General features: G+C 69.9%; 16 protein-coding genes. All 16 read right to left on the bottom strand.

Going from position 1 to position 14,747, the window contains the following annotated elements; translation table 11 throughout:
• Positions 1-1,818, bottom strand: a 1,818-nt coding sequence (locus CEY15_RS00830) for a RelA/SpoT family protein (RefSeq protein WP_095716866.1), incomplete at its 3' end; no start/stop codon positions are given.
• Positions 1,819-1,863: 45 nt separating this feature from the next.
• Complete coding sequence (locus CEY15_RS00825) at positions 1,864-2,421, bottom strand: adenine phosphoribosyltransferase (RefSeq protein WP_017836871.1); 558 nt, start codon at positions 2,419-2,421, stop codon at positions 1,864-1,866.
• Positions 2,418-3,473, bottom strand: a complete 1,056-nt coding sequence (gene secF, locus CEY15_RS00820) for a protein translocase subunit SecF (RefSeq protein ID WP_095716865.1) — start codon at positions 3,471-3,473, stop codon at positions 2,418-2,420. The genes CEY15_RS00825 and secF overlap by 4 nt, the downstream gene beginning before the upstream one ends.
• Positions 3,470-5,131 (bottom strand): protein translocase subunit SecD, encoded by a 1,662-nt coding sequence (secD, locus tag CEY15_RS00815; RefSeq protein WP_095716864.1) that lies wholly within the window; start codon positions 5,129-5,131, stop codon positions 3,470-3,472. Before secD ends, secF begins: the two co-directional genes overlap by 4 nt.
• A 126-nt stretch (positions 5,132-5,257) precedes the next feature.
• Entirely contained in the window at positions 5,258-5,692 is a 435-nt protein-coding gene (yajC, locus tag CEY15_RS00810) for a preprotein translocase subunit YajC (RefSeq protein ID WP_245847048.1), read from the bottom strand.
• Positions 5,689-6,780: a Holliday junction branch migration DNA helicase RuvB gene (gene ruvB / locus CEY15_RS00805; RefSeq protein ID WP_095716863.1), complete on the bottom strand. Its 1,092-nt coding sequence runs from the start codon at positions 6,778-6,780 to the stop codon at positions 5,689-5,691. Before ruvB ends, yajC begins: the two co-directional genes overlap by 4 nt.
• Positions 6,780-7,379 (bottom strand): Holliday junction branch migration protein RuvA, encoded by a 600-nt coding sequence (ruvA, locus tag CEY15_RS00800; protein WP_095716862.1) that lies wholly within the window; start codon positions 7,377-7,379, stop codon positions 6,780-6,782. Before ruvA ends, ruvB begins: the two co-directional genes overlap by 1 nt.
• Positions 7,376-8,047: a crossover junction endodeoxyribonuclease RuvC gene (locus CEY15_RS00795; protein ID WP_017836877.1), complete on the bottom strand. Its 672-nt coding sequence runs from the start codon at positions 8,045-8,047 to the stop codon at positions 7,376-7,378. Before CEY15_RS00795 ends, ruvA begins: the two co-directional genes overlap by 4 nt.
• A 59-nt stretch (positions 8,048-8,106) precedes the next feature.
• Complete coding sequence (locus tag CEY15_RS00790) at positions 8,107-8,859, bottom strand: YebC/PmpR family DNA-binding transcriptional regulator (protein WP_017836878.1); 753 nt, start codon at positions 8,857-8,859, stop codon at positions 8,107-8,109.
• A gap of 81 nt (positions 8,860-8,940) precedes the next feature.
• Entirely contained in the window at positions 8,941-9,558 is a 618-nt protein-coding gene (pdxT, locus tag CEY15_RS00785; RefSeq protein ID WP_017836879.1) for a pyridoxal 5'-phosphate synthase glutaminase subunit PdxT, read from the bottom strand.
• On the bottom strand, positions 9,555-10,433 hold the full coding sequence (locus tag CEY15_RS00780) for an acyl-CoA thioesterase (protein ID WP_095716861.1): 879 nt from the start codon (positions 10,431-10,433) through the stop codon (positions 9,555-9,557). Before CEY15_RS00780 ends, pdxT begins: the two co-directional genes overlap by 4 nt.
• A 7-nt stretch (positions 10,434-10,440) precedes the next feature.
• A complete protein-coding gene (pdxS, locus tag CEY15_RS00775) occupies positions 10,441-11,346 on the bottom strand; it encodes a pyridoxal 5'-phosphate synthase lyase subunit PdxS (protein ID WP_017836881.1) in 906 nt (301 codons plus the stop codon).
• Between the two features lie 95 nt (positions 11,347-11,441).
• Entirely contained in the window at positions 11,442-12,080 is a 639-nt protein-coding gene (locus CEY15_RS00770) for an NUDIX hydrolase (protein ID WP_095716860.1), read from the bottom strand.
• Positions 12,070-13,185 (bottom strand): glycosyltransferase family 4 protein, encoded by a 1,116-nt coding sequence (locus CEY15_RS00765; RefSeq protein ID WP_095716859.1) that lies wholly within the window; start codon positions 13,183-13,185, stop codon positions 12,070-12,072. Before CEY15_RS00765 ends, CEY15_RS00770 begins: the two co-directional genes overlap by 11 nt.
• Positions 13,186-13,192: 7 nt before the next feature.
• Complete coding sequence (locus CEY15_RS00760; RefSeq protein ID WP_095716858.1) at positions 13,193-14,101, bottom strand: phosphatidylinositol mannoside acyltransferase; 909 nt, start codon at positions 14,099-14,101, stop codon at positions 13,193-13,195.
• Complete coding sequence (gene pgsA, locus CEY15_RS00755) at positions 14,098-14,742, bottom strand: phosphatidylinositol phosphate synthase (RefSeq protein ID WP_095716857.1); 645 nt, start codon at positions 14,740-14,742, stop codon at positions 14,098-14,100. The genes CEY15_RS00760 and pgsA overlap by 4 nt, the downstream gene beginning before the upstream one ends.
• Positions 14,743-14,747: the final 5 nt, after the last annotated feature.

Raw genomic sequence — 14,747 nt, 5'->3', positions numbered from 1 at the left:
GGAGACGTGGTTCTCCCCGATCGCCGTGTAGAGCGCGGTGACGTCGGCGTAGCCCAATTCACGTGCGACGCCGGCCAGTGACTCATTGGAGAAGACCCGGTGGACCGGCACTCCGCCTCGGCGTACCTCCCGGGTGATGAGGTCCTTGCCACGTTCGAGGGCCTCCTCGCGCCGCTCCTTGGCGAACCACTGGCGGATCGAGCTCTTGGCCCTGCCGGACACGACGAACTTCTGCCAGTCCAGACTGGGGCCGGCGTTGGGGTCCTTGGAGGTGAAGACCTCGACGACCTCGCCGTTCTCCAGGGGCCTCTCGAGCGCGACGAGCTTGCCGTTGACGCGCGCACCGATACACCGGTGACCGACCTCGGTGTGGACGGCGTAGGCGAAATCCACCGGTGTCGCACCGACGGGCAGGTTGATCACGTCGCCCTTGGGCGTGAAGACGAAGATCTCCTTGCTGGTCATCTCGAAACGGAGCGAGTCCAGGAACTCCCCCGGATCCGCGGCTTCCCGCTGCCAGCTCAACAGTTGGCGCATCCACGCCATCTCGTCCACCTCGGCGGGATCGCCGTGGTGCTTGCCGCGGGTCTCCTTGTACCGCCAGTGCGCCGCGATCCCGTACTCGGCGTTCCGGTGCATCTCGTGGGTCCGGATCTGGATCTCCAACGGCTTGCCGTCGGGTCCGATCACGGTGGTGTGCAGTGAGCGGTAGACGCCGAAACGGGGCTGGGCGATGTAGTCCTTGAATCTCCCCGGCATCGGCTTCCACGCGGAATGCACCACGCCGATCGCGGCGTAGCAGTCCCGGACGTCCTCACACAGCACGCGGATGCCCACCAGGTCGTGGATCTCGTCGAACTCGCGTCCCCGGACGATCATCTTCTGGTAGATCGACCAGTAGTGCTTGGGTCGGCCTTCGACCCGGGCCTGGATGTGGGCGTTCTCCAGCTCGGTCCTGACCCGGGTGATCACCGTCCCCAGGTAGACGTCCCGGCTCGGCGCCCGGTCGGCGACCAGTCGCACGATCTCCTGGTACTTCTTGGGCTCCAGGATCGCGAACGCCAGATCCTCGAGTTCCCACTTCACGGTGGCCATACCGAGGCGGTGGGCCAGAGGAGCGATCACCTCGAGGGTCTCGCGGGCCTTCTTGACCTGCTTCTCCGGTGGCAGGAACCGCATGGTCCGCATGTTGTGCAGGCGATCGGCGACCTTGATCACCAGCACCCGCGGATCATGCGCCATCGCGATGATCATCTTGCGGATCGTCTCCGCCTCGGCCGCCTCGCCGAAGTCGACCTTTTCCAGCTTCGTGACCCCGTTCAAGAGATGTGCGACCTCGTCACCGAAATCCGAGGCCAGGGAGTCGAGTGAGTAGTCGGTGTCCTCCACGGTGTCGTGCAACAGCGCTGCCACGAGGGTGGTGGTGTCCATGCCCATCTCGGCGCAGATGGTCGCCACCGCCAGTGGATGGGTGATGTAGGGGTCGCCGGACTTGCGGAACACGCCCTCGTGCTGGCGTTCGGCGAGTGCGTAGGCACGCGAGAGCAGCGCCACGTCGGCTTTGGCGTGGTGGATACGGTGCACCCGCACCAGGGGTTCCAGGACGGCGGGAGTGGACGTCACCGTCAACCCCGAGGTGAGGCGCCGAGCCCATCTGGCCCGGACACGCCGGCCGGCGGACGGGCGGGCGCCCGGGATCACCGGGAGCGGCTGGGTGTTGGGCTGGGGGTTGGGCTGGGTGGTGGACCGGGTCTGCTCCGCGGGTGCGGGCTGGGGGCCGGTTCCGAGGTTCGCGGTGGGATCCTGCCGATCGGTCATTCCGGCTTCTCCCTCCATGTCCGGTCCGTCAACGACGGGCGGTGGTCACGCGACCGTGAGGCAGGTCAGCGGTGTGCCGGACAGTCTATCCCTACCCCCCAGTCCGGGAACTTCGAGCACCACCGACAGGCCCGTCACCACGGCGCCACAGTCGTCGAGGAGCCCGACGGCCGCTCCGAGAGTGCCGCCGGTGGCCAGGACGTCGTCCACCACCAGGATTCGCGTGCCGCTGAGGTCGAGGCCGTCGGCGGGGAGTTCGAGCGTCGCCGCCCCGTACTCGAGTTCGTAGGAGCGCGAGTGCACCGGTGGTGGGAGTTTGCCCGCCTTACGGATGGCCAGCACACCCGTCTGCAGCCGCAGCGCGACCGCCCCGGCGAGCAGGAAGCCACGCGCGTCCAGCCCTGCCACGTAGTCCACCGACCCGATCTCGTGGCCTGCGGCGAGGCCTGCCACCACGGCGTCGAAACCCTCGGGGTCGGCCAGCACGGGGGTGAGGTCGCAGAACTGGACGCCGGCCACCGGGAAGTCCTCGACCCGGCGCATCAGGCGCTCGACGGCGGCCACGACCCCCGGGGAGACCCCCGAGGTCCCGTGGTCCCTCATGCGGTGGCCCCGGCCTTCTCCCGGCGGGCCAGGACCTTGGCGGTCTGGCGCTTGGTGGCGGGGTCGAACTCCTTGAGCCACACCAGCAGCGGGGTCGCGAGGAAGATCGACGAGAACGTGCCCGTGATGATGCCGACCACCTGGACGATGGCGAGGTCGAGCAGCGTGCCCACCCCGAGGATCCACACCGCGACCACCAGCAGCGCCAGCAACGGGAGGATGCCGATGGTGGTGGTGTGGATCGATCGCATGAGCGTCTGGTTGACCGCGAGGTTCGCCTCTTCGGCGTAGGTGCTGCTCGAGGAGTGTTTGCTGCCGCGGGTGTTCTCGTCCACCTTGTCGAACACGATGACCGTGTCATAGAGGGAGAAACCGAGAATGGTGAGCAGGCCGATGACCGTGGCGGGTGAGACCTCGAATCCGAGTAGCGAATAGACGCCCGCCGTGGTGATGACGTCGAAGAAGAGCGCGACGACGCCGGCCACCGACATCCGCCACTCGAAGCGCAGCGCCATGTAGCCGAACACGATGACGATGAAGACCACCAGGGCGATGATCATCTGCTGGGTGACCTGTCCACCCCAGCTCTCGCTGCGCGCGGAGTCGCCGACGGCCTCGATCGAGACCTCGCCGCTCGCCGCGACGGGCTGGAACTCCTCGACGAGCGCGAGTTTGGTCGCGTAGATCTCGTCACTGGTGAGGAAGCCGGTCTCCACCTCGACGATGCGCGCGTTGCCGGCGCCCACGATCTGGACCGTCTGGGGCTCCTGACCGAGAGTCTCCTCGACGACGGTGGCCACCCGGCCGGTGTCCGCATCCCCTGCCGGCATCGTCAACTTGGTGCCGCCGGTGAAGTCGATGCCGAAGGTGAACCCCCGGAAGATGATGCTCGCCAGGCAGATCGCGACGATCGCCCCGGTCAGGAGGAAGTACAGGCGGCGGCGCTGCACGATCGGGAACGCGCCGGTCCCCGTGTAGAGACGGTTGAACAGGCTCTCCGGCTGGTCCGGACCCGCCGTGCCGTCGGTGTCGATCGTTCCCGGGGCGCTCATCGGCCCTCCTCCTCGGAGTCGTCGCGGCGCGGCAGAATCATCGTCACGCCCGGGGACGCCGGCCCCGGATCGGTGGGTCGCCCATCAGGACCCCGGACGGTCGCAGACACCCCACGGCCCCCGTCGGGCCCCGGTTCGGCGCCGGCCTTCTCGGCGTCCTGCTCGAGCCGGCGTCGCTCGGCGGAGTCGGCCCGCAGGGACTCCATCCGGCCGAGGCCGTTGGCCCACGGCTTGGTGAACAGCGGTTTGGTCGAGGCCAGGTAGACCAGCGGCCACAGGACGGTGAAGGCGACGAGGACGTCCATGACGGTGCTCAGTGCCAGGGTGAAGGCGAAGCCACGGACCTCTCCGGTGGCCAGCAGGTACAGCACCACGGCGCCGATCAGACTGACCACGTTGCCGGTGATGATGGTGCGACTCGCGCTCTTCCACGCTCTGGGTACCGAGGATCTGAACCGGTGACCGTCGCGGAGCTCGTCCTTGATCCTCTCGAAGAACACGACGTAGGAGTCCGCGGTCATGCCGATGCCGATGATCAGCCCGGCCACCCCGGCCAGATCGAGGCTGTAGTCCACCGTGTACCCGAGGAACACGAGCATCACATAGGTGACGAGGAACGAGACCACGAGGGAGAAGAACGCGATCACGCCGAGCAACCGGTAGTACAGCACCGTGTACACCAGCACCAGCAGGAAACCGATCGCGCCGGCGAGCAGGCCGGCCTCGAGCGAGGCAAGGCCCAGCGAGGCCGGCACGTTGTCGACGTTCGGGTCCTCGAACGAGATCGGCAGCGCGCCGAACCGGAGGTTCCCGGCGAGCGTCGCCGCCTCGTCCATGGTGAAACTGCCGGTGATCGACGTGGCCGACCCGACCGGGGTGACCCCCTGGACCACCGGGGCACTGATCACCTCGCCGTCGAGGAGGATGGCGATCTGGCGCTGCAGGTACTCCTGGGTCAGTCGCGACCAGGTGGCGCTGCCCTGCTGTCCGGGTCCGGCGTTGAACCGGAACGACACCTCGTTCTGACCGGCCTGCTGGCTGAAGCCGGAGCTCACCGAGTCCTTGACGATCTGTTGGCCGTCGAGGCGCTCGCCGTCCTCCGGTTCGCCGACCAGCAACGGCACTGGGCCGAGAACGTATTTCGCGCCCTCTCCGCACGCGATCAACGCCTGGGACTGATCCTCGAATCCCGCGGTGATCTCCCTCTCGGGGCACCGGAACTCCGGCAGGCGCTGGATGAGTTCCTGGGGGTCGCCCTGCCGTACCTCGAGGGCCTCCTCGACAGCCTGGGCGACCGCCTCGCGGTCACCGACCGCGGCATCGACGGGCTCCACGTCGCCTTCTGCCACCGGCTGGACCTCGAGCACCGGCCGGATCGTCAGCTGCGAGGTGGTCCCGAGGTCCCGGGCCTGGCTCGAGTCCTCGCCGGGGACCGTGAGGACGATGTTGCTGCCCTCGATGACCACCGAGGTCCCGGCCACACCGAGACCATCCACCCGATCGCGGATGATGTCCTGGGCCAGACGCAGGTCCTGCTCGTCCGGCTGCCCGATGGGGATCAACGTGACCCGGGTACCGCCCTGCAGGTCGATGCCGAGCTTGGGTGCGAGTCCCCGGTCAGCGACGGCGAACGCCGCGAGGAAGAGGATGAAAAGCACCAAGCAGAAAGAGGACAGCAGCGCCCAGGGCCTGGGGCGGGCGTCTACACGCCGAGAACGGACTGGTGACACGGGTGATCTCTCTCGGTCTTCTGCAGGGGCCTCCGGCTGGACGGCCCCATCACACTACTCGCCGGTAGCCCCTCGTCCGGAATCAGCGCCGTCTTCACCGGTGGTCGAGCCGGGGGCCGAACCCGGGGTCGTGCCGGGGTCGAGCTTCTCGCGGATCACCCGACGGTCCCACTGCGTCCGGACCCCGGGGGCGATCTCCAGGACCAGGGTCTCCTCGCCGACCGTGACGACCGTGGCGTGTAGCCCCGAGGTGGTGAGCACCTGATCACCGACCGAGAGTGAGGCCTGCATCTCCTGCAGTTCCTTCATCGCCTTCCGCTGCTTGGAGCTCTGGAAGAACATCAGCGCGACGAGCGCGATGATCATGAGTGGCAACAGGAGTTCCAGTCCCATGGCGGTCCTCTCGTGTCGGGACCCGTCGGTGGGTCCGAAGGTGTCGGGTCCGGGCGTCGGACCGGTCTCGTCCGAGGATGCCACCCGGGTGGTCATCCGCGCGGGCCGGGTCCCGTCTCCGTCTCCACCGGCAGCATCGGTTCGATCGGATCCCTGTCCGATCGGCGCAGTCCGAGGTGCTCCCACGCCGCGGCGGTGGCGACCCGGCCACGGGGCGTGCGGGCGAGGAGGCCGGCACGGACCAGGAACGGTTCGCAGACCTCCTCGAGGGTCGTCGCCTCCTCCCCCACGGCCACGGCGAGCGTGCTCAGTCCGACCGGCCCGCCCTCGTGCTGGACGAGCAGCGCGCGCAGGACCGCACGGTCCAGTCTGTCCAGGCCCAGCTCGTCGACCTCGTAGACCCGGAGCGCCGCGCGGGCAACCGGAACGGTGACCCGCCCGTCCGCCCGGACCTCGGCGTAGTCGCGGACGCGGCGCAGCAGGCGGTTAGCGATCCGCGGTGTGCCGCGGGAGCGCCCGGCGATCTCCATCGCCGCGTCCGGTTGCACCGGGATCTCGAGGATCTCGGCCGCCCGGGAGACGATGCGGGCCAGGTCCTCGTCCGTATAGAAGTCCATGTGCGCCGTGAAGCCGAAGCGATCGCGCAACGGGCCGGTGAGCGCACCTGACCGGGTGGTGGCACCGACCAGTGTGAACGGGGCGATCTCCAGCGGGATGGAGGTCGCGCCGGGCCCTTTGCCCACCATGATGTCGATCCGGAAGTCCTCCATGGCGAGGTACAGCATCTCTTCAGCAGGACGCGCGATCCGGTGGATCTCGTCGATGAACAGGACGTCGCCCTCGATGAGGTTGGAGAGCATGGCGGCGAGGTCCCCCGGGCGTTCCAGGGCGGGGCCGGAGGTGATGCGGAGCGATCCCCCGAGCTCGGCCGCGACGATCATCGCCAGGCTCGTCTTTCCCAGTCCCGGTGGGCCGGAGAACAGCAGGTGGTCCGGGACCACTCCGCGCCGGGTCGCCGCGGTGAGAACGAGTTCGAGTTGCTCGCGGACCGTCTCCTGACCGATGAACTCCCCGAGGTTCCGCGGACGCAGGGCGCCCTCGACATCGGAGTCGAAGGGGGTCGACGCGGCGGACAGCTCGACCTCCGTCTCGTCTCCGTCCGCATCGCGGTACGGCCCGGTCATCAGCGCCTACCGAGCGACCGCAGTGCCAGCCGCAGGGCCTCCGCCGGCCCCAGGTCAGGGTCGCTCGACAGGACGGCGGCCGCCGTCTTCTCCGCCTCGGTGGCCGAGAAGCCGAGTCCCTCGAGCGCTCCGGCCACCTCGGTCGCCGCCGGGGCCGCGGACGAGCCCGGCCCGGCGCCGCTGCTGTCGGCGTCGTGTACGGGCCCGACCTTGTCCTTGAGCTCGAGCACCATCCGCTCGGCGGTGCGCTTGCCCACCCCGGGGACGCGGGTGAGCGCCGCGACGTCCTCGGTTCCCAGCGCTCTCACCAGCTGGTCGGGTTCGAGAGTGGCCAGGATCGCCAGGGCCAGACGCGGTCCCACACCGGAGACCGTCTGGACCGTCGAGAAGAGGCGACGGGCGTCCACGGAGTCGAAACCGTAGAGCGTCAGCGAGTCCTCACGCACCACGAGCTCGGTGTGCAGTGTGCCCTCCGCACCCCGGCGCAGTCCGGCCAGCGCGGCCGGCGTCGCATGGACCAGCACGCCGACGCCGCCGGCCTCCACCACGCAGCGGTCCAGACCGATCTCGGCCACCGTCCCCCTGATCGAGGCGATCACCAGCGCACTCCCTTCGTTCGAGCCATCCCCCGTGCCGCCGCCCGCGCGCGTTCCTGGTCGGCGGTACTCGTCCCGCCGTGCGACCGACCGACCCCGGCGGTGCGGGTCGCCGCCGCCCTGCCCTCGACGACCTTGGCCTCGAAGCCCGCGCGGGATCTCGACACCTGCGCGTCGAGGGCGGCCACCCGACCCTGCATGGGCGCCCGCCAGCTGTGGCAGACGGCCAACGCCAACGCGTCGGCGGCGTCCGCCGGGCTCGGGGGTTTCTGCAGGCCGAGTATCCGGGTGATCATGAGTGTCATCTGCTTCTTGTCGGCGCGACCGCTCCCGGTGACGGCCGCCTTGACCTCGGAGGGGGTGTGGAACGCCACCGGGATGTCCCGGTAGGCCGCTGCCATGGCCACGACCCCGGCCGCCTGCGCCGTGCCCATCGCGGTGGACACCTGGTTCTGGGCGAAGACCCGCTCGATGGCCACCACGTCAGGGCGGTGGATGTCCATCCACTCGTCGGCGACCTCGTGCACCGCACGCAGGCGGCGCTCGATGGGTTCGTCCGCTCTGGTCCGCACCACATCCACGTCGAGGGCGGTGACGCCGCGGCCGGGTGCGGTCTCGATCAACGCGAGACCGCACCGGGTCAGCCCGGGGTCCACTCCCATGACGCGCATCGAACCTCCGCCGATCGGTGGTAGAACCTACGTTCGATAGCGTACCAGCGGTGGCGTCGTCAGGACTCCAGCGACGCCAGCACGTCGTCCGGTACGTCGACGTTCGAGTACACGTTCTGGACGTCGTCCGAGTCCTCGAGCGCGTCGATGAGGCGGAAGATCTTCCCCGCCCCCTCGGCATCGACCGTCACCTCGACGGAGGCCCGGAAGGCCGACTCGGCCGAGTCGTAGTCGATCCCGGCGGCCTGGAGGGCCGTCCGGACCTGGACGAGATCGGTGGGCTCGCAGATGACCTCGAAACGGTCACCGAGGTCATTGACCTCCTCGGCCCCCGCGTCGAGCACCGCCATGAGGACGTCGTCCTCCTCGAGATCGCCCTTGTCCAGGATGATCTCGCCCTTCCGGGTGAAGAGGTACGCCACGGAACCCGGGTCGGCCAGGTTGCCGCCGCCCCGGGTCATGGCCGTCCGGACCTCCATCGCCGCGCGGTTGCGGTTGTCCGTCAGGCATTCGATGAGCATCGCCACGCCGTTGGGCCCGTAGCCCTCGTACATGATGGTCTCCCAGTCGGCGCCACCCGCCTCCTCGCCGGCACCACGCCGACGCGCCCGCTCGACGTTGTCGCCCGGGACCGAGTTCTTCTTGGCCTTCTGGATGGCGTCGAACAGGGTCGGGTTGCCGTCGGGGTCACCACCACCGGTGCGGGCCGCCACCTCGATGTTCTTGACGAGCTTGGCGAAGAGCTTGCCGCGCTTGGCGTCGATCGCCGCCTTCTTGTGCTTGGTGGTGGCCCACTTGGAATGGCCTGACATGGGGAGTTCCGCCCTCCGGGTGTCTGGGGATGAGGCCTGGATGACCTCCGGGTGACTTACAGGTGCCGCTGACGGCCCACTCTACGAGGTCGCCGCCCTCACCATGTCGAGGAAGTACCGATGGACGCGCACGTCGTCGGTGACCTCGGGGTGGAACGACGTGGCCAGGGCGTTGCCCTGGCGCACGGCGACCACGTGTTCCCGGCCGTCCGACGCTCGGACGCCCGCGAGGACGTCCACGTCCGGTCCGACGCTCTCCACCCAGGGTGCGCGGATGAACACGGTACGCAGCGGGTCGGGGCCGAGGGCGTCGATGACGAGGTCGGCCTCGAAGGAGTCGACCTGCCGGCCGAAGGCGTTGCGACGGACCGTCATGTCGATGGCGGAGAACCAGGTCGCGTCCGGGCGGGTGTCGAGCACCAATGACGCCAGCAGGATCATGCCCGCGCACGATCCGTAGACGGGCATACCGTCCGCGATGCGCGTCGACACCGGGGCGTACATGTCGTACACGTCCAACAGGCGGCTCATCGCGGTCGATTCACCGCCCGGGAGCACCAGCCCGTCCACGGAGTCCAGTTCCGACCGGCGGCGCACCGTGACGGCCTCGGCGCCGACGGTCTCGAGGTGCCGCAGGTGCTCGGCGACGTCGCCCTGGAGGGCGAGCACACCGATCCGGGGTCGGCGCGAGGCGCTCACCCTCGGTCCGAGCCGGTGCCACCCGACAGGTTGACCGGGAAGGGCTGAGCACCCTCCCGGAGCCGTCGCGACAGCCCCTCCTGGGTGACCGCCGCGACCAGGCGCCCCGTCCGGTCGAAGATGCGGCCCTGCGTGAGGGCCCGCCCCCCGAAGGCGGACGGCGACGTCTGGTCGTACAGCAGCCACTCGTCGGCACGGAACGGGCGCAGGAACCACATGGCGTGATCGAGGGAGGCGTCCTGGGTCGGTTCGTCGGGATGGATGACCTTCGCCGAGCTGAGCAGCGTCATGTCCGACATGTAGGCGAGGGTGCAGACATGGAAGTTGGGGTCGTCCGGCAGCTCGTCCACGCACCGGAACCACACCCGCTGCTGTGAGGCGATCTGCGAGGATCCGCGGAGTCTCTCCCGCGGCACCATCCGGATGTCCCACTGCGCCCACTCGTCGACGAAGACGCGGTGGGTCTCGTCCAGGTCCTCGTACCGGGGCGCGGGGATCTCCTCGGCGTCGATCACGTCGGGGATCGGGTCCTGGTGCTCGATCCCCTCCTGGTCGCGGAGGTGGAAGGAGGCCGACATCGAGAAGATCGGCTCACCCTCCTGGATCGCGGTGACCCGCCGGGTGGCGAAGCTCCTCCCGTCCCGCAGCCGGTCCACCTGGAACACGGTGGGTGCCGACGGGACCCCCGGCCGGATGAAGTACCCGTGGAGGGAATGGACGTGCTTGTCGTCGTCGACGGTATTGACCGCGGCGGTCAGTGTCTGGCCGGCGACCTGACCGCCGAAGGTGCGCTGCAGGTGGGTCTCGATCGCGTGACCGCGGTAGAGGTCGCGGTCGATCCGCTCGATCGCGAGGATGTCCTCGATCTTGGCCACCGGCGGGTCACCAACCCCGCTCGGCGAGCCGGTGCGGCTCCGGGATGTCGTCGACGTTGATGCCCACCATGGCCTCGCCCAGACCGCGGGAGATGCTCGCCAGGGTCTCGGGGTCGTCGTGGAAGGTGGTCGCCTTGACGATCGCCTTGGCGCGCTCGGAGGGATTGCCAGACTTGAAGATGCCCGACCCGACGAACACGCCCTCGGCGCCGAGCTGCATCATCATCGCGGCGTCGGCGGGGGTGGCGATGCCGCCGGCGGTGAACAGCACCACGGGGAGCTTGCCCTTCTCCGCGACCTCCTTGACCAGCTCGTACGGCGCCTGGAGCTCCTTCGCCGCCACGTAGAGCTCGTCCTCGGGCAGGTTCTGCAGGCGGCGGATCTCCTGGCGGATCTTGCGCATGTGGGTGGTGGCGTTGGAGACGTCGCCCGTGCCGGCCTCGCCCTTGGACCGGATCATCGCCGCGCCCTCGGTGATACGGCGCAGCGCCTCACCGAGATTGGTCGCACCGCAGACGAACGGGACGGTGAACGCGAACTTGTCGATGTGGTTGGCGTAGTCGGCCGGCGTGAGGACCTCGGACTCGTCGACGTAGTCGACCCCGAGCGCCTGGAGGATCTGCGCCTCGACGAAGTGACCGATGCGTGCCTTGGCCATCACGGGGATGGAGACGGCCTCGATGATCCCGTCGATGAGGTCCGGGTCGCTCATCCGCGCGACCCCGCCCTGGGCGCGGATGTCGGCGGGGACGCGCTCGAGGGCCATGACGGCCACGGCGCCGGCGTCCTCGGCGATCTTCGCCTGCTCGGCGGTCACGACGTCCATGATGACGCCACCCTTGAGCATCTCGGCCATACCTCGCTTGACGCGTGCGGTTCCGGTGGTGTTCTCGGTGGACTGCGGCTCGCTCACGAAATAGGCCTTTCCTGGCGTCGATGACTCGTAGTAGGCGTCCAGTGTAGGTCGCCCTGACCTCGGTTCCCCAACCGCCGCCCCACCGTGCGGGGTCAGCCTCCCGCAGGTGGGTGGTCGACGAGTTCGACGTAGTCGGGCATCGGTGCGCGTCCCGCCAGCCGGAGCGCTCTCACGGTGGCCTTCTCGCGCAGGTTCCTCGTGTCGCGGACCGCGTCGTTGTAGAAACTCCGGGCCATCGCCACCCTGTCGGTCACGTCCTCGAGCTCCGCGGCGAGGTCGGTCGGGAGCGCGGCCACGTCCAGCCCCGCCAGCAGCGTGCCGAGGCTGTTCTCCGCCCGTTCGGCGTCCGGGGAACCGTCGGCCGGGGAACTGTCGTCCGGGGGCCGTTCCCCCTGACCGGGCCGACCGGCCCGACCGGATCGCCCGGGTCTGTCCGGCGCCGGCTCCGGACGGGGGTCGGTCCCGGTGACGGTGTCCGAGGGGTGGGCCCGAGCCCGCACGAGGGCGTGCGACAGACGCTGGGCCGCCACGGGGTCCCTGCCCCCCAGTTCGGCGATGATCGCCGCGGTCACCGTGTGGCGGCGCTCCAGCGCGCCGATCAGGGCCGCCCGGGCGAGATCCGTCCGGATGTGCAGCCGGTCGAGACGGTGGGCGGTGACGTAGGCGGTGATCAGGGCGGCGACCAGCAGGAGGGCCAGTACGACGACGACGAGGACGACCTCAGCGGACATGAAGCGTCTCCCCGGGGGCGCGGACGGTCTCGTACACGCGGATCACGCGCTCGGCCACGACCGGCCAGTCGAACTCCCGGACGGCCTCCGACGCGCGGGCGCACAGATCGGCGCGGTGCGAGGGGTCGCCGAGGACACGGATGAGGGCGCGGGCCAGCGCGTCGGGATCCCCGACGGGGGCGAGTTCTCCGCACTCCCCGTCGCTCAGGACACGGCGGAACGCGTCGAGGTCCGAGGCCACCACGGCGGTCCCGGCGGCCATGGCCTCCACCAGGACGATCCCGAAGCTCTCGCCGCCGGTGTTGGGCGCGCAGTAGACGTCCGCGGCCGCGAGTACCGCTGCCTTGCGGGTGTCGTCTACCCGGCCGAGGAACTCCACGTCGAGGCCTGACGGCAACCGGGCGCGGAGGGTCCGTTCGTCACCGTCACCCATGATCCGCAACCGGAGGCCGGGCACGGCCCTCAGCACGTCCGGGAGCGCGGAGACGAGCACGTCCATACCCTTGCGCGGTTCGTCGTAGCGTCCGAGGAAGGCCACCGTGGGTGAGTCGCTGTACTCGTCGGAGGCGTCGACCTCGCGGAACGCCGATACGTCGACCCCGTTGGGGATCTCCACCGCGCCGGACCCCAGGGCCTCCATCTGCCACCGCCGGGCCAGGGTCGAGACCGCGATCCGACCGCGAATCTTCTCCAGCAGTGGCGCGAGGGCCCCGTCTGCCGCACCGAGGATCATCGACCCCGTGGTCGACGTGTGGAACGTGGCCGTGATGGGCCCGGAGGACATGGCCAGGGCGAACATCCCCACCCCGGGGGCGTTGGGCTCGTGGATGTGCAACACGTCTAGCGGCTCGTCACGCAGCCAGTGACGGGTCGCGCGCCAGGCCGCCGGGCCGAAGCTCAACCGGGCCACGGACCCGTTGTACGGGATCGGCACCCCCGGGCCGGTCAGCGTCATGCCGGAGACGGGGGCGTTCTCGGCGCGACCGGGAGCGAGTACCCGGACCGTGTGGCCGCGCCGACGCAGCTCCTCGGTCAGGTCCACCACATGCGCCTGGACGCCCCCCGGCGCATCGAAGGAATAGGGGCAGATCATGCCGATGCGCACGGGTCGATCAACCCTCGATCCGTGCGCGACGGTCGGCGGACAGGTCGGCCAGCCAGAGGGGTTGGAGCATGTGCCAGTCCGCCGGGTGACGGGCTATCCCCTCGGCGAACAGGTCGGCCATCGCCTGGACGCCCGCCACGACGCCCCCGGAGACGTCCACGGGCGGGGTGATCCGCACGCGCATCGTCTCCTCGTCGGGGTACCAGAACTGCGCCACCAGGAGCGGGGCCCCGGTCTCGACCGCGAGCCTGGCGGCCCCGGCGGGCATTCGGGTGGTCTCACCGAAGAAGGTGACGGGGACGCCGGTGTGTCGCAGGTCGCGCTCGCCGGGCAGGCACACGATCCCGCCCCGGGCGAGGAACTCGCGCAGCGCCTCGAACGGAGGCGTCGGGCCACCGGTGTGCGGATAGATGGTGAAGCCCAGGCTCTCCCGGTACGCCAGGAAACGCTGGTAGAGCGATTCCGGCTCCAACCTCTCCGCGACCGTCGCGAAGGTGCCGTACCGGCGGGCCAACCAGGTCCCGCCGAGATCCCAGTTGGCCGAGTGCGGGAGGGCCACGATCACGCCGCGGCCCCCGGCGAGTGCCGCATCGAGATGCTCGACGCCCTCGATGGTCCGATCCATCTCGCGGGCCACCGCCTCGCGGTCCATCGACGGGAGTCGGAACGCCTCGCGCCAGTAGCGGGCGTAGGACCGGAAGGAGTCCCGGACGAGGTCGTCCGGAACCTGCGCCGGCTCGACGCCGAGGACCCGCGCCAGGTTCCTGCGTAGTTGGGAGTCCTCGCCCTGACGTCGGGCGGCGAGATCCGCGCCGGCCCGGAACAGGGCTCGCGCCACCGGTTCGGGAAGCGCGCGGACCACAGCCCACCCCGCGGCGTATCCGAGGTCCGAGAGGCGCTGGCCCGTGCGGGTCACAGGTCGCCCGCCGACGGTGACCCGAGCCGGTCGGGCCGCCCGAGGTAGTCGGCCCGCCCGCCCCACACCCGTTGGATGACGGTGACGAGGCTGCCGACCGCCACCACCGTGAGCGCGACCGCGAGGGCCCAGGGCACCCCCAGTCCCTCCAGCCCGGCGCCGAGGAGGATCAACACCAGACGGTCGGCGCGTTCCATGAGGCCACCGGGCGTGCGCAGACCGCCGGCGTCCGCACGCGCCTTGGAATAGGAGACCACCTGCGAGAGCACGAGGCAGGCCAGCAGCATGCCGAGTGCGTACTTGTCGTCGGGGTGCGCGTCCACGAGCCACCACAGCAGGGAGGCGAGTATGACGCCGTCCGCCACCCGGTCCGAGACCGCGTCGACCAGTGCGCCGTACGGAGACCCCCCGTCTCCCGCCCGGGCGACCGCGCCGTCGACCAGGTCGAGCAGGGTGCACAGGGCGATCACGATCGCCCCGGCGACCAGATGGCCGTTGCCGAAGAGGACGACAGCCGCCGCGCAGGTCAGGATGAGCCCGGTCAGGGTGATGCCGTTGGCCGTGACCCCGATCCGGACCAGGAACGCCGCGAAGGGGTGCGCCACCTTGGTGACGCCCGACCTTCCGAACTCGCTGAGCATCTCTT

It is taken from the genome of Dietzia natronolimnaea, assembly GCF_002289575.1.
In the GTDB taxonomy this organism is placed as follows: Bacteria; Actinomycetota; Actinomycetes; order Mycobacteriales; family Mycobacteriaceae; genus Dietzia; species Dietzia natronolimnaea_A.
Note: the sequence above shows the minus strand (reverse complement) of the source record. Positions and strands in the feature narration are given on the sequence as shown.